General features: G+C 70.2%; 21 protein-coding genes. 14 read left to right on the forward strand and 7 right to left on the reverse strand.

The annotated features are described in order from the left end of the window. Positions 1-77 precede the first annotated feature (77 nt). Together DKM19_RS15715 and DKM19_RS15720 are read right to left on the reverse strand one after the other, a co-directional pair. Positions 78-1445, reverse strand: a complete 1368-nt coding sequence (locus tag DKM19_RS15715; protein ID WP_110705745.1) for a metallopeptidase TldD-related protein — start codon at positions 1443-1445, stop codon at positions 78-80. 74 nt (positions 1446-1519) lie between these two features. Then, on the reverse strand, positions 1520-3019 hold the full coding sequence (locus tag DKM19_RS15720) for a TldD/PmbA family protein (protein WP_110696328.1): 1500 nt from the start codon (positions 3017-3019) through the stop codon (positions 1520-1522). 77 nt (positions 3020-3096) lie between these two features. On the opposite strand from DKM19_RS15720, the gene DKM19_RS15725 reads away from it, so the two are divergent. Continuing rightward, the gene (locus DKM19_RS15725; protein WP_110696329.1) at positions 3097-3801 is read left to right on the forward strand and encodes a beta-ketoacyl-ACP reductase; all 705 of its coding nucleotides are present in this window, start codon (positions 3097-3099) and stop codon (positions 3799-3801) included. 118 nt (positions 3802-3919) lie between these two features. Next, a complete protein-coding gene (fabI, locus tag DKM19_RS15730) occupies positions 3920-4684 on the forward strand; it encodes an enoyl-ACP reductase FabI (protein ID WP_110696330.1) in 765 nt (254 codons plus the stop codon). Positions 4685-4700: 16 nt separating this feature from the next. On the opposite strand, the gene DKM19_RS49475 is transcribed toward fabI, so the two are convergent. Both DKM19_RS49475 and DKM19_RS15740 read right to left on the reverse strand, forming a co-directional pair. Next, positions 4701-5624 carry a hypothetical protein gene (locus DKM19_RS49475; RefSeq protein WP_162641525.1) on the reverse strand — a complete coding sequence of 308 codons (924 nt, stop codon included), beginning with the start codon at positions 5622-5624 and terminating at the stop codon, positions 4701-4703. Between the two features lie 241 nt (positions 5625-5865). Beyond that, entirely contained in the window at positions 5866-6810 is a 945-nt protein-coding gene (locus tag DKM19_RS15740) for an aldo/keto reductase (RefSeq protein ID WP_089205484.1), read from the reverse strand. Between the two features lie 65 nt (positions 6811-6875). On the opposite strand from DKM19_RS15740, the gene DKM19_RS15745 reads away from it, so the two are divergent. The 5 genes from DKM19_RS15745 (at position 6876) to mshC (ending at position 11008) form a co-directional block, all read left to right on the forward strand. Then, the gene (locus tag DKM19_RS15745) at positions 6876-7574 is read left to right on the forward strand and encodes a histidine phosphatase family protein (protein WP_110696331.1); all 699 of its coding nucleotides are present in this window, start codon (positions 6876-6878) and stop codon (positions 7572-7574) included. A 9-nt stretch (positions 7575-7583) separates the two neighbouring features. Then, entirely contained in the window at positions 7584-8168 is a 585-nt protein-coding gene (locus tag DKM19_RS15750) for a DUF3090 domain-containing protein (RefSeq protein WP_089205486.1), read from the forward strand. Continuing rightward, the gene (locus DKM19_RS15755) at positions 8165-8926 is read left to right on the forward strand and encodes an SCO1664 family protein (protein WP_110696332.1); all 762 of its coding nucleotides are present in this window, start codon (positions 8165-8167) and stop codon (positions 8924-8926) included. The genes DKM19_RS15750 and DKM19_RS15755 overlap by 4 nt, the downstream gene beginning before the upstream one ends. 33 nt (positions 8927-8959) lie before the next feature. Further along, the gene (locus DKM19_RS15760) at positions 8960-9676 is read left to right on the forward strand and encodes an NRDE family protein (protein WP_110696333.1); all 717 of its coding nucleotides are present in this window, start codon (positions 8960-8962) and stop codon (positions 9674-9676) included. A gap of 90 nt (positions 9677-9766) precedes the next feature. Continuing rightward, on the forward strand, positions 9767-11008 hold the full coding sequence (gene mshC, locus DKM19_RS15765; RefSeq protein WP_110696334.1) for a cysteine--1-D-myo-inosityl 2-amino-2-deoxy-alpha-D-glucopyranoside ligase: 1242 nt from the start codon (positions 9767-9769) through the stop codon (positions 11006-11008). 1002 nt (positions 11009-12010) lie between these two features. On the opposite strand, the gene DKM19_RS15770 is transcribed toward mshC, so the two are convergent. Then, positions 12011-12214 carry a cold-shock protein gene (locus DKM19_RS15770; protein ID WP_086571699.1) on the reverse strand — a complete coding sequence of 68 codons (204 nt, stop codon included), beginning with the start codon at positions 12212-12214 and terminating at the stop codon, positions 12011-12013. Positions 12215-12403: 189 nt separating this feature from the next. Continuing rightward, a complete protein-coding gene (gene def, locus DKM19_RS15775; RefSeq protein WP_110705746.1) occupies positions 12404-12904 on the reverse strand; it encodes a peptide deformylase in 501 nt (166 codons plus the stop codon). A gap of 235 nt (positions 12905-13139) precedes the next feature. Between def and DKM19_RS15780 the strand changes: the two genes are divergently transcribed. The 7 genes from DKM19_RS15780 (at position 13140) to DKM19_RS15810 (ending at position 23549) form a co-directional block, all read left to right on the forward strand. Continuing rightward, the gene (locus tag DKM19_RS15780) at positions 13140-14459 is read left to right on the forward strand and encodes an MFS transporter (protein ID WP_369988986.1); all 1320 of its coding nucleotides are present in this window, start codon (positions 13140-13142) and stop codon (positions 14457-14459) included. Between the two features lie 122 nt (positions 14460-14581). Continuing rightward, positions 14582-16669 (forward strand): molybdopterin oxidoreductase family protein, encoded by a 2088-nt coding sequence (locus DKM19_RS15785; protein ID WP_110696335.1) that lies wholly within the window; start codon positions 14582-14584, stop codon positions 16667-16669. After that, on the forward strand, positions 16666-18069 hold the full coding sequence (locus DKM19_RS15790; protein WP_110696336.1) for an FAD-dependent oxidoreductase: 1404 nt from the start codon (positions 16666-16668) through the stop codon (positions 18067-18069). The genes DKM19_RS15785 and DKM19_RS15790 overlap by 4 nt, the downstream gene beginning before the upstream one ends. A 395-nt stretch (positions 18070-18464) precedes the next feature. Continuing rightward, positions 18465-20912 carry a nitrite reductase large subunit NirB gene (gene nirB / locus DKM19_RS15795; protein WP_110696337.1) on the forward strand — a complete coding sequence of 816 codons (2448 nt, stop codon included), beginning with the start codon at positions 18465-18467 and terminating at the stop codon, positions 20910-20912. A 60-nt stretch (positions 20913-20972) separates the two neighbouring features. Next, positions 20973-21326: a nitrite reductase small subunit NirD gene (gene nirD / locus DKM19_RS15800; RefSeq protein ID WP_110696338.1), complete on the forward strand. Its 354-nt coding sequence runs from the start codon at positions 20973-20975 to the stop codon at positions 21324-21326. A 304-nt stretch (positions 21327-21630) separates the two neighbouring features. Further along, a complete protein-coding gene (locus tag DKM19_RS15805; RefSeq protein WP_110696339.1) occupies positions 21631-22800 on the forward strand; it encodes a uroporphyrinogen-III synthase in 1170 nt (389 codons plus the stop codon). Beyond that, entirely contained in the window at positions 22797-23549 is a 753-nt protein-coding gene (locus DKM19_RS15810) for a sirohydrochlorin chelatase (RefSeq protein ID WP_110696340.1), read from the forward strand. Before DKM19_RS15805 ends, DKM19_RS15810 begins: the two co-directional genes overlap by 4 nt. Here the strand turns inward: DKM19_RS15810 and DKM19_RS49480 are convergent. Then, positions 23453-24049: a hypothetical protein gene (locus tag DKM19_RS49480; RefSeq protein ID WP_162641527.1), complete on the reverse strand. Its 597-nt coding sequence runs from the start codon at positions 24047-24049 to the stop codon at positions 23453-23455. The genes DKM19_RS15810 and DKM19_RS49480 overlap by 97 nt on opposite strands. Positions 24050-24075 lie beyond the last annotated feature (26 nt).

The raw sequence follows: 24075 nt of genomic DNA on the forward strand, positions 1-24075 counted from the left end.
TCGGCGCAGGTCAGGGCCGCTCAGGTGTCCCGTACGGAAGCCGCCGGCGTCCGTACGGAGCGAGCCCCGGAACCGTCCTAGCTGGCCTGGCTGACCGTCGACATGTTGAAGTCGGGCACCCGGATCGGGGGCATGATCGCGCGGGTGAAGTAGTCGCTCCACTCGCGCGGCAGGGTCTGCTCGGAGGCGCCGATCTCGGTGAGACGGCGCAGCAGGTCGACCGGGCTCTCGTTGAAGCGGAAGTTGTTCACCTCGCCCACGACCTCGCCGTTCTCGATCAGGTAGACGCCGTCACGGGTCAGCCCGGTGAGCAGAAGGGTCTGCGGATCCACCTCGCGGATGTACCACAGGCAGGTGAGGAGCAGGCCGCGCTCGGTGGAGGCGATCATCTCCTCCAGCGAGCGTCCGCCCTCGGGACCCCGCATGATCAGATTGTCGATGTCCGGGGTCAGGGACAGGCCGGTCAGCTCGGCCGAGTATCGGGTCTGCAGCAGGTTCGCCAACCTGCCGTCGGCGATCCAGTCGGTGGGCGCCAGCGGCAGCCCGTTGTCGAACACCGAGCTCTGCCGGCTGGAGGCGTGCGCCACCACGAACGGCGCGCACTCGATGCCCGATGCGGCGGGGTCTCCGGACAGCTGGATCGGCAGTTCGGAGAGGGTCTCCCCGACGCGGGTCCCGCCCCCGGGGCTGGAGAAGACCGTGCGCCCCTCGAGCGCGTCGCGGGCTCCGGCCTTCCAGTAGAGGTAGATCATCAGATCGCTCACCGCCGTCGGCGGGAGCAGCGCCTCGTATCGGCCCGCGGGCAGGTCGATACGGTTCTTCGCCCACTCGAGGCGCTGGGCCAGCGAGGAGTCCAGAGCCGCGACGTCCACGTCGGAGAAGTCGCGGGTGGCCACGCCGGTCCAGGCGGAGCGCTTCATGTCCGGAGACTTGGCGTTGAGCTCCAGGCGGCCGGTGGGCTGGGTGTGCCGGAGGCGCGTGCCGGTGGAGGTGCCCATGAAGGTCGTGGTGACGATGTGCTCGGCGAAGCCGTACAGCTTGCGCCCGCCCGCCTCGGCCGCGGCGAAGGCCTCGCCGAGCGCGGGGGCGAACGCGCCGAACACCTTGATCGACGTGACATCGGCGGGGGCGTCCCAGTCTGCGGAACTCTCGCCCTCGACCAGCGGCCGGGCGTCCTCGGACGGCTGGGCGTCCTCCGCGGCGTGATCGGCCGCTGCGACGATGTCGGCGAGCTGCTCGGGACGGACCGCCGCCCGCGACACCACGCCCACGCCCCGGCCCACGATCGAGATCACGGTGAGCTGCGAGGAGCGGGACACGCCGTTGGTGGTGAGGGTGTTGCCCGCGAACCGCAGGTTGGCGCTGGAACCCTCGTCCACGATGACGACGACGTCGTCGGCCGTGGAGAGGTCCAGAACCTTCTCGATCATCTCCTGGGGGCTCATCCCGCTCCTGTCCTCATCGCTCGTCGAGCCGGTCGCCGGTGCGCCGTGTCCGTCGGGTCGCGCGTGCTGCTCGCTCAACTGCCACTCTCCTGCACGGTGTTGAGGATGCGCACGTCGCGGAAGAGCGCGGACGGGCTGCCGTGGCTGACCGGGGCGACCTGGCCCGGCTGGCCCTTCCCGCAGTTGAACGCGCCGCCCAGCACGTAGGTCTGCGGCCCGCCGACGGCCTCCATCGACCGCCAGAAGTCGGTGGTCGTGGCCTGGTAGGCGACGTCGCGCAGCTGGCCGGCGAGCCTGCCGTTCTCGATCTTGTAGAACCGCTGGCCGGTGAACTGGAAGTTGTAGCGCTGCATGTCGATGGACCAGCTCTTGTCGCCCACGACGTAGATGCCGCGATCCACCCCGGAGATCAGCTCCTCGGTGGAGGGGCCGCCGGGGGCGGGCCGCAGCGAGACGTTGGCCATGCGCTGGATCGGCATGTGGCCGGGGGAGTCGGCGAAGGCGCAGCCGTTGGAGGCGCCCAGGCCCTTCAGCAGCGCCATCCGCCGGTCGAGCTGGTAGCCGACCAGGACGCCGCCGGAGACGATGTCGAACTCCTTGGCCGCCACGCCCTCGTCGTCGTAGCCGATCGTGGACAGGCCGTGCTCGGTCGTACGGTCGCCGACGACGTTCATCGCGGGTGAGCCGTATGCCAGCTTGCCGAGCTGGTCGAAGGTGGCGAAGCTGGTCCCGGCGTAGGCCGCCTCGTAGCCGAGGGCCCGGTCCAGCTCGGTGGCGTGCCCGATGGACTCGTGGATCGTCAGCCACAGGTTGGACGGGTCGACGACCAGGTCGTACTGCCCCGCCTCGACGGAGGGGGCCCCGAACTTCTCCTCGAGGTATTCGGGAATGCGGGCGAGCTCACCCCGGAAGTCCCAGGTGGGGCCGGTGAGGTATTCGTACCCCCGGCCGACCGGCGGGGCGAGCGTGCGCATCGACTCGAAGCGGCCGCCCTGGACCTTCATGGCCTCCAGCTCGCAGTGCAGGCGCACCCGCTGCTGGGTGGTGGAGGTGCCGGCCGTGTCGGCGTAGAACTTCTGCTCCTTGACCTGCATCAGCGAGGTCTGGACCTGGTCCACGCGCGGGTCTCTCAGCAGACCGCCCGACCAGTCGGCGAGCAGGGCCACCTTGTCGCGCATCGGCACGTCGAAGGGGTCGATCTCGTAGGAGGAGACCCAGGTGACGTCGGAGTGGACCGGCTCGGGGGCCAGCTCGATGGGCTCGCGGTTGACGGCCGCGGAGACGACGGCCACCTCCACCGCCTGCTCGGCGACCTTGACCGCCGCCTCGGGGGTCAGCTCGAGGCCGGCCGCGAAGCCCCAGGTGCCGTTCTTGACGACCCGTACGGCGTAGCCGAGGTCGTCGGCGTCCATGGAGCCTTCGAGGGAGGTGTCGGACAGACGGAGGGTCTCCGCGCGGACACGCTCGAGCCGGAAATCGGCGTGTTCGGCGCCGAGGTCACGGGCACGCTGCAGAGCCGCGTCCGCCAGTTGCCTCAGGGGCAGGGCGAGAAAGTCGGAATCGATCTGGCGCATGTCGACGATCCTAGCCCTGTGATCTTGTCCTTCCCGGACAAGGGGGTTACCCCCGGGTAGACGATAACGTCAGCTCCATGGCTCGATCTGTTCTCATAACCGGCGGTAATCGCGGCATCGGCCTCGCGATCGCCCGCGAACTCGCCCAGGCCGGCGACGCCGTCGCCGTGACCTACCGCTCCGGAAACCCCCCCGAGGGGTTGTTCGGCGTGCGCTGCGATGTGACCAGCATGGCCGACGTGGAAGCGGCGTTCGAGAAGGTCGAGGCCGAGCACGGCCCGGTCGAGGTGCTCGTCGCCAACGCGGGCATCACCAAGGACACGCTGCTGCCGATGATGAAGGAGGAGACCTTCACCGACGTCATCGACGCCAACCTCACCGGCTCCTATCGGGTGGCCAAGCGCGCCACGCGCGGCATGCTGCGGCTCAAGCGCGGCCGCATCATCCTGATCTCCTCGGTGGTCGGCATGCTCGGCTCGGCCGGGCAGAGCAACTACGCCGCCTCCAAGGCGGGCATGATCGGCTTCGCCCGGTCCGTGGCCCGGGAGCTGGGCTCGCGCGGCATCACGGTCAACGTCGTCTCCCCGGGCTTCGTGGAGACCGACATGACGGCCGAGCTGGACGCGGCCTACCAGGAGCAGATCCGTAAGAACATCCCGCTCGGCAGGCAGGCCACCCCCGAGGAGGTCGCGAAGGTGGTCGCCTTCCTGGCGAGCGCGGACGCCTCCTACATCACCGGCGCCGTCATCCCCGTGGACGGCGGACTGGGCATGGGCCACTGACGCGACCTCTCCGCTTCTGGAGGGAGTGGCTTTCGCCCTCCTCCGGGAGGGGCCGGATGACGGACGGGTCCCGCCCGTCGGAACACACGAACGACACATCAGATGAGGAACGGCACTCATGGGAATTCTTGAAGGCAAGCGGCTTCTGATCACCGGGGTGCTGACCGACGCATCCATCGCCTTCTCCGTGGCCAAACTGGCCCAGGAGCAGGGGGCGCAGGTCGTGCTGACCGGCTTCGGCCGCCTGAGCCTCGTCGAGCGCATCGCCAAGCGGCTCCCCGAGCCGCCTCCGGTGCTGGAGCTCGACGTCACCAGCACCGAGCACCTCGAATCCCTCGCCGACCGGGTCGGCGAGCACGTGGACGGTCTGGACGGCGTGGTGCACGCCATCGGGTTCGCCCCGCAGAGCGCCCTCGGCGGCAACTTCCTGAACACCTCGTGGGAGGACGTGGCGACGGCCATCCAGGTCTCCACGTATTCGTTCAAGTCGCTCGCGGTGGCAGCGCTTCCGCTGATGAAGGGCGGCGGCGCGGTCGTCGGCCTCGACTTCGACGCCACCAGGGCCTGGCCGGTCTACGACTGGATGGGCGTGGCGAAGGCCGGCCTGGAGTCCTGCTCCCGCTACCTGGCCCGCGATCTCGGCAAGCACGGCATCAGGGTCAACCTGGTGGCCGCGGGCCCGATCCGGACCATGGCGGCCAAGAGCATCCCTGGCTTCACCGAGTTCGAGGAGAGCTGGCCGGCCAAGGCGCCGATCGGCTGGGACATCAACGACCCGACGCCGGCGGCCAAGGCGTGCGTCGCCCTGCTGTCGGACTGGTTCCCGGCCACGACCGGTGAGATCGTGCACGTCGACGGCGGCGTGCACGCGATCGGCGGCTAGTCGTCGCCGGTCACCACTAGGCCACCCGGTGCCGCCCCACCCGGAGCGGTTCGAACGGCATGGACTCCTCGCCCATCCGCCTGGTGTACAGCAGGCGGACGGCGAGGATCGCCGCGACCAGCAGCGCCGTGCTGAGCACCGTGCCCAGCGCGTCGGACGACCGGGTGGGCTTGAGCGGACGCCGGTCCGGCATCTGCTTCTGGAACTCCTGCATCAGCGGGCCGGGCCAGAGCAACTCCACCCGGGGCGCCTCGGCGTCGACGACGGGGGACGGTTCGGAGATCACCGGTTCGCCCGCGTCGGTCGTGAGCGTCCGGGTCTCCGGCGGTTTGGTCTCCCCGGCCGGCAGCGGGGCCGTCTTCTCCCGCGTGGGTTCGGGGCTGGGGCTGGGCGACGGGCTGGGACTCGGCGACCCGGACGGCTGGACCGTCGGCTCGGGGGTCGCGGAGGGCTCGGCGGGTTTGGAGGGTTCGGAGGGTTCGGGAGTGCCGCCCGCCGACGGGCCCGCGCACTCGGAGGAGGTCGCCAGGGGCAGGCAGACGCCGCCGAGGACCTTGGGCAGCAGGTTGCCGTCTTCCGACCTCTCCGACTCCTCCACCGGTTCGGGAGCGGGCGCGCCGGTGGCGTCCGGCGTCGACGAGGTGGCCGCCGCGGTGTCACCGGCCCGTGCGGCATCGCCGGAGCCTTTCTCGGTCGTCTCCCTGGGGGCGTCGAGGACTCTGACGCTGGGCAGCGGGACGGAGATGCCGTCCGTGAGCTCACTCACGGCCTCGCCGAGGGTGTCGACGGTCTTGCAGATCCCACCCGTGACGGTGCCCAGCAATCCCTTCTGCGGGCAGTCGTCCCGTTGCGTGGCGGCGCTCACGGGGGCGGCCGCGACCGCGGGGATTCCGCCGCCCAGTGCCAGCGCCAGCACACCGGCAGAGATCACAGTTCGCATTCGTCCCCCTTTAGACATCAACGAAGTCATCTCGCTGACACCCGAATGCCCCCTGCCAAAGCGTCTCGTCGACATCCGAGCGCCCCTCCTGTCACCCGTTGACAGTTTTGTGGGGGGACCCGGTTTTTCCACGGAAAGTTGCGATTCGGTATCGACTAGTGATACGCGAAACGAATTCTCGTTCGGTTTCCGTGCCTGTTTCCGTCTGTGGTTCGGTGCGCTCGTCCGCTCCCGCCGCCCCTCAGTCGGCCGAGACATCGTCGAGTGCCTCCCTTATCTCCACGGGCAGCGTCAGATCCTCGGCCTGGAGCACCCCGGCCAGCTGGGCGTGGGTACGGGCGCCGACGATGGCGGAGACGACCCCCGGCTGGTCGCGGACCCACGACAGGGCGACCGACAGCGGCGAGACCCCCAGCCCCTCGGCCGCGGTCGTCACCGACTCCACGACCCGGCGGCACCGCTCATCCAGGTAGGGCTTGACGAAGTCGGCGAAGTGCGGGGTCGCGGCACGGGAGTCGGCGGGGATGCCCGTGCGGTATTTCCCGGTGAGGACTCCGCGCCCGAGCGGCGACCAGGCCAGCACGCCCGCACCGACGTGCTCGGCGGCGCCGAGCAGCTCGCGCTCGGCCTCCCTGGCCAGGAGCGAGTATTCGACCTGGGCGGCGACGATCGGCACCCGGCCGGAGACCGCCCGCTGGCCGACGGCCGCCGCGGCGAGCTGCCAGCCCGCGTAGTCGCAGACCCCGGCGTAGGCCGCCCGGCCCGAGGACACGATGGCGTCCACGGCGGCCAGGGTCTCCTCCAGCGGGACGTCCGGGTCGAAGGCGTGCAGCTGCCACAGGTCCACCTCGTTGACGCCGAGCCGGGTCAGCGAGGCGTCGATGGCGGCGATCAGGTGCTTCCTGGAGGCGTCGCGCGGACGGCGGCCGGACGGGGTGAGCACGGCCTTGGTGGACAGCACCAGCTCCGAGCGCGGCACCGAGTCGCGGATCAGCCGCCCGATCAGCCGTTCGGCCTCGCCGCCGGTGTAGACGTCCGCGGTGTCGATGAGGGTGCCGCCGGCCTCGGCGAACATGCGGAGTTGCGCGGCGGCCTCCTCGGCGCTCGTGTCGCGTCCCCACGTCATCGTCCCAAGTCCCAGGCGGGATACCGACAGTCCGCTCCGGCCCACATAGCGCTGCTCCATGATCCGGCCAGATTACCGCCCGGGCACTTAAAAGTAGTGGAGTGAGGCCTGCAAGACTTACCCACGTGACGACCCTGCTACTGGCCAGACACGGCCTGACCCCCCTCACCGGTCCCGTCCTGGCGGGCTGGACCCCCGATGTCCATCTCAGCGAGGCCGGACAGGCCCAGGCGGAGGCGCTGGCCGTACGGCTGGCGTCGCTGGAACTGGACGCCATCGTCTCCAGCCCGCTGGAGCGCTGCCAGGAGACCGCCCAGGCGATCGCCGGCGGTCGCGCGACGGAGGTGCTGACCGACGAGCGCTTCGGGGAGTGTCACTACGGCGACTGGACGGGCCGCCCGATCGCCGAACTCGCCAAGGATCCTCTCTGGCCGGTCGTGCAGGCCCATCCGAGCGCCGTGACGTTTCCCGGTGGAGAATCCTTGTCCGCCGTACAGCATCGCGCCGTGGCGGCCGTCAGGGAGTGGAACGAGCGCCTCGGGCCGAAGGCCGTCTACCTGGTCTGCAGTCACGGAGATGTGATCAAGGCCATAGTGGCCGACGCCATGGGCCTCCACCTGGACCAGTTCCAGCGGATAACCGCTGATCCCGCATCGCTCACGGCCATTCGATATACGCCCTTGCGTCCCTTTGTGCTCAGGCTCAACGACCTAGGTGGAGATGTGGCCGCATTGAGACCCGCGGAGGGTTCGGAATCCGATGACGGGGGAGAAAACCTCACCGGGAGCGATGCCGCAGTCGGCGGCGGATCCGGGACCACGTAAGGTCGGGCTATGCCGGTCTTCGACTACGACCCACCCGAGAGGTTTGTGGCCGGTGCCGTGGGGCAACCGGGATCACGAGCTTTCTTTCTGCAGGCCCGTGGCCAGGGCCGATTGACCACCGTCGGGCTGGAGAAATTCCAGGTCGCGGCGTTGGCCGACCGCCTCGACGAGCTTCTCGACGAGGTGTTGCGGCGCAGCGAGGGCATTGCCCAGGTGCCCGCCGTCGCCCCCGTCGCGCTGACCGACAACGCTCCGCTGGACGTGCCGATCAGCGAGGACTTCCGGGTCGGCACGATGGCACTGGCGTGGGACTCCGAAACCGCGCAGGTGATCATCGAGGCCCAGGAGGCCGTCGCGGAGGACGAGGACGAGGAGTTCGAGCCGTCCCCGCTCGCCGAGCCCACGGTACTGCGCGTCCACATCAGCCCCGGTGCGGCCAGGGCCTTCACCAAACGCGCCATGGCCCTCGTCGCGGCGGGGCGCCCCCCCTGCCCGCTGTGCGCCCAGCCTCTTGATGCCGAGGGGCATATTTGTGTGCGGCTCAACGGTTACCGGGGTAGTAGTAGCGCTGCATCGGGTGGAGGAGGCGAATGAGTGCCGAGAGTGAGCCGACGCTGAGTGCGGTGCCCGCGACGGGGCTGGATGACGAGACCGCGATACGCCTGCTTCGCGAAGGTCAGCTGGAGGTGGCCGGTCGCCTGATCGAGGCGACCAACATGACGCTCTACTGCTCGGTCCGGCTCGCCGGGCTCTCCGCGGCCTGCGTCTACAAGCCGGTACGCGGTGAACGCCCGCTCTGGGATTTTCCCGACGGCACGCTGGCCGCCCGTGAGGTGGCCGCCTACGAGGTCTCGGCCGCGACCGGGTGGCGGATCGTCCCGCCCACCGTCTATCGCGACGGACCCTTCGGCCCCGGCATGTGCCAGCTCTGGATCGACACCGACTCCGAGACCGACCTGATGGTGCTGATCCGCAGTCGCCAGCCCTCCCTGCGCCGGATGGCCGTGTTCGACGCGGTCGTCAACAACGCCGACCGCAAGGGCGGCCACCTGCTGCCGCTCGCCGACGGCCACATCTACGGCGTGGACCACGGCGTCTCCTTCTCGGCCGAGGACAAGCTCCGCACCGTGCTCTGGCAGTGGCGCGGCAAGCCCCTGTCCCGCGACGCCATGAACGTCCTCACCCGCCTGGAGCGAGACCTGGAGCAGGGCCGCCTCGGCCGCCGGCTCCGCGAGCTCCTCACCCTCGCCGAGGTCGAGGCCACCTGGTCTCGCGTACGCAGGCTCCTCAACACCGGCCTGCACCCCCTTCCCTCCAAGGACTGGCCGGCCATTCCCTGGCCCCCGATCTGAGGTCGCCCCCGGCGGGGCCTGTACCCTCCGGGCATGTGCACGGTTGTCGTCAGCATCGATCCGAGCGCCGAGATCCCCCTGATCCTCGTCGGGGTGCGCGATGAGTTCATCGACCGGCCGTGGGTCCCTCCGGGCGAGTACTGGCCCGGTCTGATCGGCGGGCGCGATCTTCAGGCGGGCGGGACCTGGCTGGCCGTCGATCCCGCCGCCAGACGGATCGGCGCCCTGCTCAACGGCCACGGTGTGCTCGCCCCCGAGCGGACACGCCGCTCCCGGGGCGACCTGCCGCTCCGGGCCGCGGCGGGGGAGCGCATCCCCGAGACGGACCTGGTCCATTACGACCCCTTCCACCTGCTCTTCGCCGATCTCGGCGGAGCCCGTCTGTGGCACTGGGACGGGATCGCGCTGAAGCGGGACGACCTCCCCCGAGGGACCCACATGATCGTCAACAGCGGCTGGGAGCGCGGGGAGGAGAACGAGCGCGTCGCGTTCTTCCGGCCCCTGTTCGCCAAGGCCCACCGCCCCTCGGAGCTCGATGGAGACTGGAAGGACTGGCGCGAGACGGCCACCGGCGCGGGGCTGCCTTCCGAGGACCCCCGCACCATGATCGTCCGTCACGAACTGCCCGACGGGCGAACCTTCGGCTCCCTGTCGGTCACCCTGCTCGCCCTCGCCCCCGGCGGGATTCACTACGAGTTCACCGGTGATCCTCGCGACCCGGAGGCTTTCAACCGGGTTCCCGTGGAATGATCCGGCAAGTTCCGGCGGTTGAGGTGATTGCCCTGTACACCACCACCCTGAGCTGATCGGGGTGGTCTGTCTGCTGGATAGGCTCAATACATGAGATCGTGGTCTACGCCGAAGGTCCCCCGGCTTCCCGGTACCGGTGCTCCTCTGCGGCTTTTCGACACCGCCGCACGAGAGACCGAACCCACTCAGCCGGGTTCCACGGCGGGGATGTACGTCTGCGGCATCACGCCCTATGACGCCACCCACCTCGGCCACGCCAACACATACCTCGCCTTCGACCTGGTAAACCGGATGTGGCGGGACGCAGGGCACGAGGTGGACTACATCCAGAACGCCACCGACGTGGACGACCCCCTGCTCGAACGCGCCGAGCAGATCGGCATGGACTGGCAGGAACTGGCCGAGCGCGAGATCGAGCTCTTCCGGACCGACATGGAGGCGCTGCGGATCCTGCCGCCGCGCGAATACGTCGGAGTGACCGAGGTGATCGATCAGGTCGCCGAGCTGATCGGGCGCCTGCGCGACAAGGGCGCCACCTACGAACTCGACGGCGACGTCTACTTCGACGTCGCCGCGGCGCCCAAGTTCGGCTCCGTCTCCGGATACTCCGAGGGGCGGATGCTCACCCTGTGCGCCGAGCGCGGAGGCGATCCGGCGCGGCCGGGCAAGAAGCACCCGCTCGACTGGCTGCTCTGGCGCGCCGAGCGTCCGGGAGAGCCGTCCTGGCCCTCGCCGTTCGGTCAGGGCAGGCCCGGCTGGCACATCGAGTGCACCGCGATCGCGCTGGCCAACCTGGGCAGCGGCTTCGACGTCGCCGGCGGCGGCTCCGACCTGATCTTCCCGCACCACGAGTGCGGCGCCCACGAGGGCCACGTCGCCACCGGCGAATGGCCCTTCGCCAAGGCCTACGTCCACGCGGGCATGGTGGCCCTCGACGGCGAGAAGATGTCCAAGTCCAAGGGCAACCTGGTCTTCGTCTCCCGGCTCCGCCAGGAGGCCGACCCGATGGCCATCCGGCTGGCCCTGCTGGCCCACCACTACCGCACCGACTGGGAGTGGACCGCCGACCAGCTGACCTCCGCGGAGGCGCGGCTGGCACGCTGGCGCTCGGCCGCCGCGCTGCAGGCGGGACCGGAGGCCGGCACCGTGCTCGATCGGGTCCGCGCCCGGATGACCGACGACCTGGACACCCCCGGGGCGCTCGCGGCCATCGACGACTGGGCGGAGCGGGCACTGTCCGCGGACGGCGCGGACGGCGCGGACGGCGCCGACCCGCGGGCGCCCATGCTCGTCAGGGACATCGCGGACGCCCTGCTCGGCGTCTCCCTCTGAATCCTCCTCCGAGCATCTCCCTCTGAGTTTCTCCCTCTGAGGGGATCCCGGATCGGCGGGAGCCCTCGAACCGCCCCTTCGAGGGCGCGGCTCGCTCGGGGGCTCCCGCCGAACCGGCTGTTCTCCGAGGACGCGCCGCGCCCTGAGGGCCGAGGGCCCGAGGGGGTGGACTCTCGGCTCCGAGGGTTGGCCCTTCGCGGCCCTGAGAGCGCGTCTGAAGACCGCGTCCGGGGGAGTGGGTATTCGGGGGTGGAGCCGCCCCCAGGGCGTCGCTGAGGCGCTCATCTCCGATGCGCGTCCCGCGTTCGTGCGGAGGCGCGTCTGCTCGGGTGCGTGACCGTCCGTTCGGGAGGCGCATTCGTGCGTCCGGGGGTCCCTGTGTTCAGGACGGGCATCCGTGCGTCCAGGAGGGACCCGTGCCTTCAGGAGACGCATCCGTGCGTTTCGTTCGGGAGGCGTATCCGTGCGTCCGGGGGTCCCTGTGTTCAGGACGGGCATCCGTGCGTTCAGGAGGACCGGCGCCTTCGGGAGACGCATCCGTGCGTTCGAAAGAGGCGGCCGCGAGGCGGTGCGCGGAGGGCCGACGGCGGTGCGCAGGAAGTCGGAGACGGAGACGGCGCGCGGGGGCCGGGGACGCGCCCGGAGCCGATCGTCGTCGAAGGGTTACGGGGCCGGAGGCCGGAGAGCCCGGCTGCCGGGCTTCAGGACGCTCCAGGGGCGCGGGAAGACCTCCCCGGCGTGCCCGACATGCCTGGGGGACTGAGCCGGCTCCCAATACGCGTGAGGACCCGGCGTGCTTCTCATCGCTCTGCCCGGACAGCGTCTCGCTCTGCCCGTACGGTGTCGCCGGCCCCGAACGCGCGTGAAGGCCTGCCTCGAACGCGCGTGAAGACCGGTCTGTCCGAGCGTGAAAAGTTCCTGGAAATGATCTGAGCCCGCACCGCCGAGGCGGTGCGGGCTCAGTCTGAAGCCTAGCGATCGGATCCTTAGATCAGATACAGATCAGATGACCTGAACCTGGTCGGCCTGCGGACCCTTCTGGCCCTGCGTGGTGGTGAAACTGACACGCTGGTTCTCCTCCAGGCTGCGGTAGCCCCCGGAGTTGATGGCCGAGTAGTGCACGAATACATCGGCGGTGCCGTCATCCGGTGCGATGAATCCGAAGCCCTTTTCGGCGTTGAACCACTTAACGGTGCCCTCAGACAAAACAACTTCTCCTCATTGGGAGCCTCACCGAACCGCCAGGTCGGCGGCACGGGGCTGCGTTGCGGACCCTACCATGCACCCGCGGAAACCTTCCGGAGAAACTGGAATGCCCGCTGTCGGCGGACTTCTCATAAGCACTTGAGATGATAAGGCTTTGCTGAGAACTACGACTGCAACCATGAAAGAGTATCAACGTGACTCCTGATGTGCAAGTCGTGGGATCGAGGCGAGAAAACGTTCTTGCTCGTCCGCCGGGAGATGGTCGATGAAAAGGATGCCGTCGAGATGGTCGGCCTCGTGCTGGAGGACCCGCGCGAGCATGCCGAGGGCGCGGACGATGACGGGTTTGCCGAACATGTCGCGACCTCGGGCCGTGACCATGTAAGAACGTTCCAGCGGCCACCACAGATCGGGTGCGGACAGGCACGCCTCGTCGGCCACGATCTTCCGTTCGGACGGCTCCAGACGGGGATTGATCAGATGCCCGGACCTGCCCTCCAATTCGTAGACGACGACCCGCAGAGGGACTCCGAGCTGGGGGGCGGCCAGCCCCGCGCGGCCGACGCCGGCGCGCATGGTGGCCTGCAGGGATTTGACCAGCCCTCGCAACTCGCGATCGAAGGTGGTCACGGGTTCGGCTACGGTGCGTAGCACTGGATCGTTGAACAGTCGGATCGGCTGAACAGCCACGCGCAACTCCCCGAGGCGACGAACGGGCATGGACATGGTTCCCATTGCCGTCTGCCTCAACCGTGACCGGGGGATCTTCCGTGTTTCCGGGAGGTTGCGAGTGTGCGACCTGTGCATTGCGTATTTCCAAGGTTAGTCACGTGTAACCGGCGCACCATCACAGAACGTGAATGTGCGTAACGCCACACTCCTAGATTTCGGGATCGACGCCCCCGAAATCGCAGGAGGAACGATCGTGAAGCGCTGGATCAGTGAGTGGCGGCCCGACGACCCCGGTTTCTGGGAGGCGGGCGGACGGAAGGTCGCCCGGCGCAACCTGATCTTCTCGATTTTCGCCGAACACCTCGGCTTCACGCTCTGGACGGTGTGGAGCATCGTGGCCGTCCAGCTCGGCGACTACAGGTTCTCCACCGACCAGCTCTTCTGGATCGTCGCCCTGCCCAACCTGATCGGCTCGGCGCTGCGCATTCCCTACACCTTCGCCCCCGCCAGGTTCGGCGGCCGGAACTTCACCGTGGTCAGCGCGCTGCTCCTGCTCGTCCCCGCGGGGCTCCTGGCCGTCGCGGTCAGCGACCCCGGCACGCCCTACTGGGTGTTTCTGGTGATCGCGGCCACCGCGGGACTGGGCGGCGGCAACTTCGCCTCCAGCATGGCCAACATCACCTACTTCTACCCCCAGGCCAAGCAGGGGTCGGCGCTCGGACTCAACGCGGCCGGCGGCAACATCGGTGTGAGCTCCGTACAGCTCGTCATGCCGTTGATCATCGGCGGGTTCGGCCTGGCCGCCGCCGGGCTGTTCTGGATCCCGTTCATCCTGGCCGCCGCGGTCGGCGCCTACTTCTTCATGGACAACCTGACCTCCGCCAAGGCCAGTCCCAAGGACCAGCTGAAGATCGCCGGACGGGCCCAGACCTGGATCATGTCGGTCCTGTACATCGGCACCTTCGGCTCCTTCATCGGGTATTCCACCGCGTTCCCCTTGCTGATCAAGAGCCAGTTTCCCGAGCAGGCGTCCCTGGTCACCCTGGCCTTCCTCGGCCCGCTGCTCGGCTCGCTGGTCCGGCCGGTCGGAGGCTGGCTGTCGGACAGGCTGGGCGGGGCACGGGTGACGCTCGTCAACTTCGCCGCCATGGCCGGTGCGGCGGCGTTGGTCTGGCAGGGACTGGCCCAGCACGCCTTCGTCCTGTTCTTCGGCGCCTACATGCTCCTGGTCGCCACCACCGGCGTCGGCAACGGCTCCACCTACCGGATGATCCCGGCGATCTTCCGGGCCAGGGCCACCGCGGGGATCGCCCCCGGCACGCCCGCCTACGAGGCCGCGACGGCCGTCGGCAGGCGCGACTCCTCCGCCGCGATCGGGATCATCTCGGCGATCGGCGCCTTCGGCGGCTTTTTCATCAACCGGGGATTCGGCAGCTCCATCGCCGCCACCGGGGGAGCAGGTGCCGCGCTTGCCGCGTTCGCCACCTTCTACGTGGTGTGCGCGGCCGTGACCTGGGCCTGTTATCTGCGGACCGCCGGTCCCGTGCCGAGCCTGGCGGCCGCTCGCATCTGAAGGCCTGAAGCCCTGAAGCTCACATCCGGCTCATCCCGAATGTGAACACGGTTAGCGGCTTGTAGCACATCGGTAACAGGGGGGACCCAGCTGTGAAACGGCCTGAACGCACCATCGGACATATGCCGATCTCACTTCCCACCCGGACGCCTGTGAAGGCGGGGACGGCGACGCACTGCCCCTACTGCGCCCTGCAGTGCGGCATGAACGTCACTGTGGACGACACCGTGGGGAAGACGGTCACGATCACCCCGAGAGAGGACATCCCCGCCAATGCGGGCGGTCTGTGCCAGAAGGGCTGGACCGCCGGTGAGCTGCTGACCAGCGGAGAACGGCTCACCACACCCCTCCTGTACGGCAGGCCGGTCGGCTGGGACGAGGCACTCGACTTCGTCGCCGACCGGATCCGCGCCGTTCAGGAAGAGCACGGCCCCAACGGCGTGGCCGTGTTCGGCGGGGGCGGGCTCACCAACGAGAAGGCCTACCAGCTCGGCAAGTTCGCCAGGATGGTTCTGAAGACCAGCCAGATCGACTACAACGGCAGGTTCTGCATGTCCTCGGCCGCCGCGGCCACCAACCGCGCCTTCGGCATGGACCGCGGCCTGCCCTTCCCGATCACCGACCTCGCCCGCGCCGACGCGGTCCTGCTCGCGGGCGGCAACGTGGCCGAGACCATGCCGCCGTTCGTCCGCCACCTCACCGCGATGCGCGGGCGGGGCGGCCGGCTCATCGTCATCGACCCGCGGGTCACCGCGACGGCCAGGCAGGCCGACCTCCACCTCCAGCCGACCCCCGGCACCGACCTGGCACTGGCCCTGGGACTGCTGCACATCGTGATCACCGAGGGTCACGTGGACGAGGAATACGTGGCCGCCAGGACGAGCGGGTTCGACGCGGTCCGCACCTCGGCCGCCGCCTGGTGGCCCGAGAGGGTGGAGCGGATCACCGGCGTCCCGGTCGCCCAGATGCGCGTCGCCGCCGCGATCCTCGGCGACGCGGACCGGGCGGCGATCCTCACGGGGCGGGGCGCCGAGCAGCACGCCAAGGGCACCGACACGGTGAGCGCGTTCATCAACCTGGCGCTCGCGCTCGGGCTGCCCGGCCGCGAGGGATCCGGCTACGGCTGCGTCACCGGGCAGGGAAACGGCCAGGGAGGCCGTGAGCACGGCCAGAAGGCCGACCAGCTCCCCGGATACCGGAGGATCGACGATCCGGCCGCACGGGCCCATGTGGCCGCCGTATGGGGCATCGAGCCGGAGGACCTGCCGGGCCCCGGCCGCTCCGCCTACGAACTGCTGGACGCGCTCGGCACCGCCGGCGGGCCCAGGGCACTGCTGCTGTTCGGCTCGAACCCGGCGGTCTCCGCGCCCCGGGCCGGGCACATCGTCGAGCGGATCAACTCGCTGGACCTTCTCGTGGTCTCCGACCTCGTCATGTCGGAGACGGCCGCGCTGGCCGACGTCGTGCTGCCCACCACCCAGTGGGCCGAGGAGAGCGGCACGATGACCAACCTGGAGGGCCGTGTGCTGCTCCGCCGCCAAGCGGTCGCTCCGCCGTCAGGGGTGCGGAGCGACCTTGAGATCCTCCGGGGGCTCGCCGTGCGGCTGCGCGGCGCCGAGGGCTTCTCCACCGACCCGCGAGAGGTCTTCGACGAGCTGCGCCGGGCCTCGGCCGGGGGGATCGCCGACTACGCGGGCATCACCTACGAGCGGATCGTCGCCGAGACCGGGGTGTTCTGGCCGTGCCCGGCCGAGGACCACCCCGGCACCCCGCGGCCCTTTCTGGACCGTTTCGCCACCCCCGACGGCCGCGCCAGGTTCGTGCCCGTCGAGCATCGCCCGCCCGTCGAGGACATCGATCACGAGTATCCGCTGTACCTGACGACGGGGAGGGTGCTCGCCCACTACCAGAGCGGCGCGCAGACCCGGCGGATCCCGGCGCTCAACGCGGTCGTCTCGGGTCCCTTCGTCGAGCTCCACCCCGATCTCGCCGAGCATCTGGAGGTGTCCTCGGGCGAGACGCTGCGCGTGGTCGGCCGCCGCGGCGAGACGGAGGGCGTGGCCAGGGTCAACCCGGCGATCCGGCCGGACACGGTGTTCATGCCCTTCCACTGGCCCGGGGTCAACCTGCTCACCAACCCCGCGCTCGATCCGGTGTCGCGGATGCCGGAGTTCAAGGTCTGCGCCGTGAGAGTGGAGCGCGCCGGATGACCCGGCTGGTGGTGGTGGGCAACGGGATGGCCGGCGCCCGCCTGGTGAGCGAGGTCCGCGCCAGGGACAGGCACGTCACGGTGACCGTGTTCGGAGCCGAGACCTGGCAGCCCTACAACCGGGTGCTGCTGTCGAACGTGGTGGCGGGGACGATGACGCCGGACCAGGTGCGGCTGCTGGACCCGGCCTGGTACGCCGACCATTCGGTGACGGCCCTGCCGGGCGTCGAGGTGACCTCGATCGACAGGGAGACCCAGGCCGTGATCACCGCAGGGGGCAGGAGGGAGCCGTACGACGTCCTCGTGCTGGCGACCGGCAGCCAGGCCGTGGTGCCGCGGGTGCCCGGGGCGGCCGGGGCCGTCGCGTTCCGGACGCTGGACGACTGCCGGACGATCCTCGAGGCGGCCGCCACGGCACGGCGCGCGGTGGTGGTCGGCGGCGGGCTGCTCGGCGTCGAGGCGGCCCGGGGCCTGGCCGGGCGCGGCCTGCCGGTGACGCTGCTCCACCTGGCCGGGCATCTGATGAACCGGCAACTGGACGCCGAGGCCGGGCTGGTGCTGGGGGAGACCCTCGCGGGGCTGGGCGTGGAGATCAGGACCGGCGTCGTGGTGGAGGAGATCCTCGGCGACGGTGTACGGCTCATCGGAGGCGAGACGGTCGAGGCCGACCTGGTGGTGCTCGCGTGCGGGGTCCGTCCGGTGACCGGGCTGGCCAGGGACGCGGGACTGGAGGTGGCGCGCGGCATCGTCGTCGACGACGAGATGCGGACCGACGACCCGTCGATCTTCGCGATCGGCGAGTGCGCCGAGCACGACGGCACGGTCTACGGTCTGGTCGCCCCCGCCTGGGAGCAGGCCGCGGTGGTCGCCGACATCGTGACCGGGACCGACAAGACCTCCCGCTACCGGGGTTCGCGGATGGTCACCCGGTTGAAGGCCAGGAGCGTGGAGCTGGCGGCGATGGGAGAGACCCACCTGACCGAGGACGACGCCGAGGTCGTGCGGTTCAGCCACCGGGCGGCGGGCACCTACCGCAAGCTCGTCATCCGTGACGGCCGCCTGGTCGGGGCGATCCTCCTCGGCGCGACGGCCGCGGTGGGCAACCTCACCCAGCTGTTCGACCGGGGCGGGCCGCTGCCGGGCGACCGGGCGGGGCTGCTGTTCCCGGGCCTTTCCGGCAGCGCGGTCGCCGAGAGCCCGGTCAGGATGCCGGACGCGGCGAAGGTCTGCCAGTGCAACAACGTGACCAAGGGACAGATCCGGGCCTGCTGGGAGTCCGGCGCCCGGGACGTGGAAGCCGTGGCCGCCGCCACCCGGGCCACGACCGGCTGCGGCGGATGCCGCGACGCGGTCGAGGGCATCGTCGGCTGGCTCTGTGAGCAGGAAGGGGTCTCCGCATGACAAACGGTCTCCGTGTGACAGAGCGGCGAGCTGACGCAGTGAGTGGAGTGTCCCGTGAGGGACGAGCGGGCCGCGGAGCGAATGAGGAGGCGAGCGCGACCGATGTGTCAGAGCGGCGAGCTGACGCAGTGAGTGGAGTGTCCCGTGAGGGACGAGCGGGCCGCGGAGTGAATGAGGAGGCGAGCGCGACCAGGGGTGCTGAGCGGCGAGCTGACGTAGTGAGTGGAGCGTCTAGTGAGGGACGAGCGGGCCGCGGAGTGAATGAGGAGGCGAGCGCGACCAGGGGTGCTGAGCGGCGAGCTGACGTAGTGAGTGGAGTGTCCTGTGAGGGACGAGCGGGCCGCGGAGCGAATGAGGAGGCGAGCGCGATCAATGTGCCGGCAGGAAGTGCGACCGTGTCGCGGGTTGTCGTGGTGGGGCACGGGCCGACGTCGCACCGGCTGGTCGAGGCGCTGGTCGACAAGGGATTCGACGGGCGGATCACGGTGCTCGGGGAGGAGCCCCGGGCGGCGTACGACCGGGTGGCGCTGACCTCCTACCTGGCCGGCAGGAGCGCCGCGGATCTCACCTACCCCGTCCCGGAGGGGGTCGTGCTGCGGCTCTCCTCCAGGGTCGTCGAGATCGACAGGAAGAACCGGACGGTCGTCACCGCCGACGGCCACGCCGAGCCGTACGACGTGCTGGTGCTGGCCACCGGATCCAGCCCGTTCGTTCCGCCGGTCCCGGGCAGGGACGCGGAGGGCTGCTTCGTCTACCGGACGATCGACGACCTGGACGCGATCAGGGAGGCCTCCGGGCAGGCCACGACCGGAGTCGTCATCGGCGGCGGGCTGCTGGGACTGGAGGCCGCCGACGCGCTGCGCGGGCTCGGCCTGTCGACCCACATCGTGGAGATGGGCGGCTGGCTGATGCCCCGGCAGGTCGACGAGGGCGGCGGCGCCGTCCTGCGCAACCACGTCGAGGCGCTCGGGCTCAGCGTGCACACCGAGGCGGGGGTGAAGGAGATCGTCGCGGGCCCGGACGGGAGGGTCGCGGGCCTGCTCAAGCCGGACGGCCAGACGATCGAGGCACAGGTCGTGGTCTTCTCCGCGGGCATCAGGCCGCGCGACGAGCTGGCCGGGCAGGCCGGGCTGGAGGTCGGCGGGCGCGGCGGGATCGCCGTGGACGACGGGATGCGCACCAGCGATCCGGCGATCTACGCGGTGGGGGAGTGCGCCCTGCACGAAGGCACGGTCTACGGGCTGGTCGGGCCGTGCTTCACGATGGCCGAGGTCGCCGCCGACCGCATCCTCGGCGGCGAGGCGGTCTTCACCCGGGCCGACATGTCCACCAGGCTCAAGCTGCTCGGCGTGGAGGTCGCCCAGTTCGGCGCCATGGACGGCGCGCTGAATGTGACCTTCATGGACCCGGTGAGCGGGGTCTACCAGAAGCTGTTCGTCAGCGACGACGCCCGCACCCTGCTCGGGGGGATCTGCGTCGGCGACGCCACGCCGTACAACACCCTCAAGCCCTTCGTCGGCCGGGACCTGCCCGGCGCGCCGGGCGAGCTGCTGTTCACCGGCGGCCCGGCGAACACGGACCTTCCCGACGACGCCCAGGTCTGCTCCTGCAACAACGTCACCAAGGGCCAGGTGTGCGCGGCCATCGCCGGCAACGGCCTCACCGACGTGGCCGGGATCAAGGACTGCACGCGTGCCGGGACCACCTGCGGCAGCTGCCTCCCGATGCTCAAGCAGATCCTGGTCAAGTCGGGCGTCGAGGTCTCCAAGTCGTTGTGCGAGCACTTCGCGCACAGCAGGGCCGAGCTGTTCGACATCGCCTCGGTGCGGGGCATCACGACGTTCTCCCAGCTCATCGCCGAGCACGGCACCGGGCGTGGCTGCGACGTGTGCAAGCCCGTCGTCGCCTCGATCCTCGCCTCACTCGGTAACGGGCACATCCTCGACGGCGAGCAGGCCACCCTGCAGGACACCAACGACCACTTCCTGGCCAACATCCAGCGCAACGGCACCTACTCGGTGGTGCCGCGCATCCCCGGCGGGGAGATCACCCCCGACAAGCTGATCGTGATCGGCGAGGTGGCCCGCGACTTCGACCTCTACACCAAGATCACAGGCGGGCAGCGGATCGACCTGTTCGGGGCCCGCGTGGAGCAGCTCCCGCTGATCTGGAGGCGCCTGGTGGACGCCGGGTTCGAGTCCGGCCACGCGTACGGCAAGGCGCTGCGGACGGTCAAGTCCTGCGTGGGCTCCACCTGGTGCCGGTACGGCGTGCAGGACGCCGTGGGCCTGGCCATCGACCTGGAGCTGCGCTACCGGGGGCTGCGCTCGCCGCACAAGCTGAAGTCGGCCGTCTCCGGATGCGCCCGCGAGTGCGCCGAGGCCCGGAGCAAGGACTTCGGCATCATCGCCACCGAGCAGGGCTGGAACCTCTACGTCGGCGGCAACGGCGGGTTCACCCCGCGGCACGCCGACCTGTTCGCCGCCGACCTGAGCACCGGCGAGCTGATCCGGACCATCGACCGGTTCCTGATGTTCTACATCCGCACGGCGGACCGGCTGCAGCGGACCTCGATCTGGCTGGAGAACCAGGGCCTCGCCTACGTCAAGGAGGTCATCCTGGAGGACTCCCTCGGGATCTGCGCCGACCTGGACGCCCAGATGGAACGGCACGTCGCCACCTACGCCGACGAGTGGGGCGCGATCCTCGAGGATCCGGAGAAGCTGAGGCGTTTCGTCTCCTTCGTCAACGCTCCGGGAACCCCTGACCCCTCCATCGCCTTCGAGACCGAACGTGACCAGGTCAAGCCGGTCCTGATCCCCCTGGAGGTGGTCCGTTCCTGATTTCCCTCCGTGACCCCCCGATGCGATCGATGACAGACGAAGGAGAGAGGACTTTTTCCGATGACCATCCTGCGTGAAGACGTGGAGACGACCTACTGGACCCCGGTCTGCTCCTACACCGACCTGCTCCCCGAGCGCGGCGCCTGCGCACTCGTCGACGACCACCAGATCGCGCTGTTCCGGACCTTCGACGGCGAACTGTTCGCCGTCGGCAACCGGGATCCGTTCAGCGGCGCACAGGTACTCTCCCGGGGGATCGTGGGCACCAGGGCGGGCGAACCCAGCGTCGCCTCTCCCATGCACAAGCAGGTGTTCTCGCTCGTCACCGGGATGTGCATGGACGACCCGGCGGTGGCCGTACCGACCTATCCGATTCGCATCCTCGACGGCACCGTGGAGGTGGGCGTGAGATGAGTTGTCCGCGGAGTGAGCGAGGAGTGGTGAGCGACAGATGAGCGCGGAGCGAGCCCGACGTAGTGAGCGCAGTGGCCGGCGAGGGACGAGTCGTCCGCGAAGTGAACGAGGAGTGGTGAGTGACAGATGAGCGCGGAGCGAGCCCGACGTAGTGAGCGCAGTGGCCGGCGAGGGACGAGTCGTCCGCGGAGTGAGCGAGGAGTGGTGAGTGACAGATGAGCGCGGAGCGAGCCCGACGTAGTGAGCGCAGTGGCCGGCGAGGGACGAGTCGTCCGCGAAGTGAACGAGGAGTGGTGAGTGACAGATGAATACCGCCGTGCTGGACAGCCCCGTGGGGTCCCCGGAGACCGCCCCCGACGCATTGGCCGGGTTCACGATCGGGGTCACCGCCACCCGGCGGCGTGAGGAGTTCTGCGCGCTGCTGGAACGCCGGGGCGCGAGAGTGGTGCGTGCCCCGGCGATCCGGCTGGTGCCGTTGGCCGAGGACGCCGAACTGCTGGCCGCGACCCGTGCCAGCCTGTCGGCCCCGATCGACGACGTGGTCGTCACCACGGGGGTCGGGTTCCGGGGCTGGATGGCCGCGGCCGAGGGCTGGGGGCTGTCGGCCGACCTCACGGCGCACCTGACCGACGCCCGGCTGCTGACCCGCGGGCCCAAGGCGCGCGGCGCGGTCAGGGCCGCGGGTCTGACCGACTTCTGGACGCCCTCCACCGAGTCGTGCGAGGAGGTCAAGCAGCATCTGCTCGCCCAGGACCTGCGGGGCCGCCGCATCGCCGTGCAACTGCACGGTGAGCCGCTGACCGGCTTCGTGGCCGAGCTGCGTGAGGCGGGGGCCGAGGTCATCGAGGTACCGGTCTACCGCTGGCTTCCCTACCGTGACACGTCGCCGCTGCGCCGCCTGATCAGCCAGGCGATCTCCGGCGGGGTGGACGCGGTCGCCTTCACCAGCGCCCCGGCCGTGCTGGCCATGCTCAACGCGGCCCGCGCCGACGGCCTGGAGGACGCGCTGATCGCGGCCTTCGCCGGGCCGGTCGTCGCGGCCTGCGTGGGACCCGTCACGGCGGGCCCCCTGGAGGCTCGCGGGGTGCCCACCGTGCTGCCCGACCGTGCCCGCCTGGGCGCGCTGGCCCGCACGCTCGCCCGGCATCTGCCCGAGCACAGCGTCACCCGCCTGGTCGCGGGCGGACACCAGCTGGAGATCCGCGGTCACGCCGTCGCCGTGGACGACGAGCTCAAGCCGCTGCCGCCGGCCCCCATGGCGGTGCTGAAGCGCCTGGCCGACAAGCCCGGCCACGTGGTGGCCCGTTCCGAGCTGCGGACCGTGCTGCCCGGCGGCGCGTCGCGCGACTCCGCGGAACACGCCGTCGAGATGGCCATCACCCGCCTGCGCCGCGCCCTGGGGCCCTCCGGCATCGTCGAGACGGTCGTCAAGCGCGGCTACCGCCTGGCCTGCGACCGCGGCGAGGTCATGTGACGACGCTGGTCCTGGCCGGGCACGGGACCCGCAGCGAGCGAGGGGAGGAGACGCTCGCCAGGCTGCGGGACCTCATCCGGCGGACGCGTCCGGGGACCCGCGTGGAGCAGGCGTTCCTGGAGATCAGCTCACCGTTGCTGGCCGACGTGCTGCCCGGTCTGCCCGGCCCGGTGGTCGTGGTCCCGCTGCTGCTGGCGGGCGGCTACCACGTCCACATCGACCTGCCCTCGGTGGTGGCGGCGACCAGGCCGGACGCGGTGGTCGCGGCCCCGCTCGGACCGCACCCGCTGCTCGCCGCCATCCTGGCGAGGAGACTCGCGGGCGCCGGGCTGAGGGTCGCCGACTCGGTGATCCTGGGCGCGGCGGGATCGTCCGACCCGGCCGCGCGGGCCGACGTGCGGGCGGCGGCCCGGCTGCTGGCGGTACGGCTCTCGCGTCCGGTCACGGCGGCCTTCGCCGCGACGGGGACGCCCTCGGTCGGGGAGGCCCTGGAGCGGCTGCGGTCCGGCCCCTCGCCGCGGATCGCCATGGCGTCGTACCTGCTGGCCCCCGGGTTCTTCCAGGACCGTCTGGAGTCGTCCGGCGCCGACCTGGTCGGCGCCCCCCTGGGGGTGGACGCCGACCTGGCCGCGCTGGTGTGGACCCGATTCGATCAGGCCTGCTGGGGCTCCAGCCTCAGCTCCCGGATGATCTCCTCGGCGCTGTCGTCCCGGGAGGGGACGAAGTCGACGCCCACGAACATCTCGTAGTAGGCGTGGCGGAAGCACCCGGCCAGCAGCAGCCGGGCGCTGGCGAGCGGGTCCACCTCCGGTGAGATCCGGCCCGCCCGCTGTTCGGCGGCCAGATACTCCGTCAGGGGGACGACCTCCGACATCGGGCCGAGCTCGGTGTCGCGCATCGCCTCACGGAAGCGGACGGTGACCGTGGGGGAGGTGAAGGCGGGCAGCGCCGCCGACTGGACCTCGGAGTAGTAGTCGATGCCCGCCCGTGCGATGGGCAGCAGGTTGTCGCTGACCCTTCCCTTGCCGACGAGGTACATCAGATCGTCGAGAATGCGGAGCCAGACCGGGAGGCGGTCCTGGAGCAGGGCGAGGAACATGTCGACCGCCTGCCCCGGGGTGTTGTCTCTCAGGCGTGGATATGAGGGTGCGTGCTCGGGGTCCTCACGCTTCATGAATACGGCCATCTCAAGGACGCGGCGTCGCGTCTCCTGTGCTTTCTGGTGCGGGTCGAGATGTGGAGTCGCCATGGTCGCCCTAACGTGCGCAGTCACAT

Source organism: Streptosporangium sp. 'caverna' (assembly GCF_003203775.1).
Lineage (GTDB): Bacteria > Actinomycetota > Actinomycetes > Streptosporangiales > Streptosporangiaceae > Streptosporangium > Streptosporangium subroseum.

What these genes read in the sequence shown, in the direction of transcription:
- DKM19_RS15715 (WP_110705745.1), bottom strand. Translation starts at nt 1,445, where the DNA reads ATGAGCCCCCAGGAGATGATCGAGAAGGTTCTGGACCTCTCCACGGCC.
- DKM19_RS15720 (WP_110696328.1), bottom strand. Translation starts at nt 3,019, where the DNA reads ATGCGCCAGATCGATTCCGACTTTCTCGCCCTGCCCCTGAGGCAACTG.
- DKM19_RS15725 (WP_110696329.1), top strand. Translation starts at nt 3,097, where the DNA reads ATGGCTCGATCTGTTCTCATAACCGGCGGTAATCGCGGCATCGGCCTC.
- fabI (WP_110696330.1), top strand. Translation starts at nt 3,920, where the DNA reads ATGGGAATTCTTGAAGGCAAGCGGCTTCTGATCACCGGGGTGCTGACC.
- DKM19_RS49475 (WP_162641525.1), bottom strand. Translation starts at nt 5,624, where the DNA reads ATGCGAACTGTGATCTCTGCCGGTGTGCTGGCGCTGGCACTGGGCGGC.
- DKM19_RS15740 (WP_089205484.1), bottom strand. Translation starts at nt 6,810, where the DNA reads ATGGAGCAGCGCTATGTGGGCCGGAGCGGACTGTCGGTATCCCGCCTG.
- DKM19_RS15750 (WP_089205486.1), top strand. Translation starts at nt 7,584, where the DNA reads ATGCCGGTCTTCGACTACGACCCACCCGAGAGGTTTGTGGCCGGTGCC.
- DKM19_RS15755 (WP_110696332.1), top strand. Translation starts at nt 8,165, where the DNA reads ATGAGTGCCGAGAGTGAGCCGACGCTGAGTGCGGTGCCCGCGACGGGG.
- DKM19_RS15760 (WP_110696333.1), top strand. Translation starts at nt 8,960, where the DNA reads ATGTGCACGGTTGTCGTCAGCATCGATCCGAGCGCCGAGATCCCCCTG.
- mshC (WP_110696334.1), top strand. Translation starts at nt 9,767, where the DNA reads ATGAGATCGTGGTCTACGCCGAAGGTCCCCCGGCTTCCCGGTACCGGT.
- DKM19_RS15785 (WP_110696335.1), top strand. Translation starts at nt 14,582, where the DNA reads ATGCCGATCTCACTTCCCACCCGGACGCCTGTGAAGGCGGGGACGGCG.
- DKM19_RS15790 (WP_110696336.1), top strand. Translation starts at nt 16,666, where the DNA reads ATGACCCGGCTGGTGGTGGTGGGCAACGGGATGGCCGGCGCCCGCCTG.
- nirD (WP_110696338.1), top strand. Translation starts at nt 20,973, where the DNA reads ATGACCATCCTGCGTGAAGACGTGGAGACGACCTACTGGACCCCGGTC.
- DKM19_RS15805 (WP_110696339.1), top strand. Translation starts at nt 21,631, where the DNA reads ATGAATACCGCCGTGCTGGACAGCCCCGTGGGGTCCCCGGAGACCGCC.
- DKM19_RS49480 (WP_162641527.1), bottom strand. Translation starts at nt 24,049, where the DNA reads ATGGCGACTCCACATCTCGACCCGCACCAGAAAGCACAGGAGACGCGA.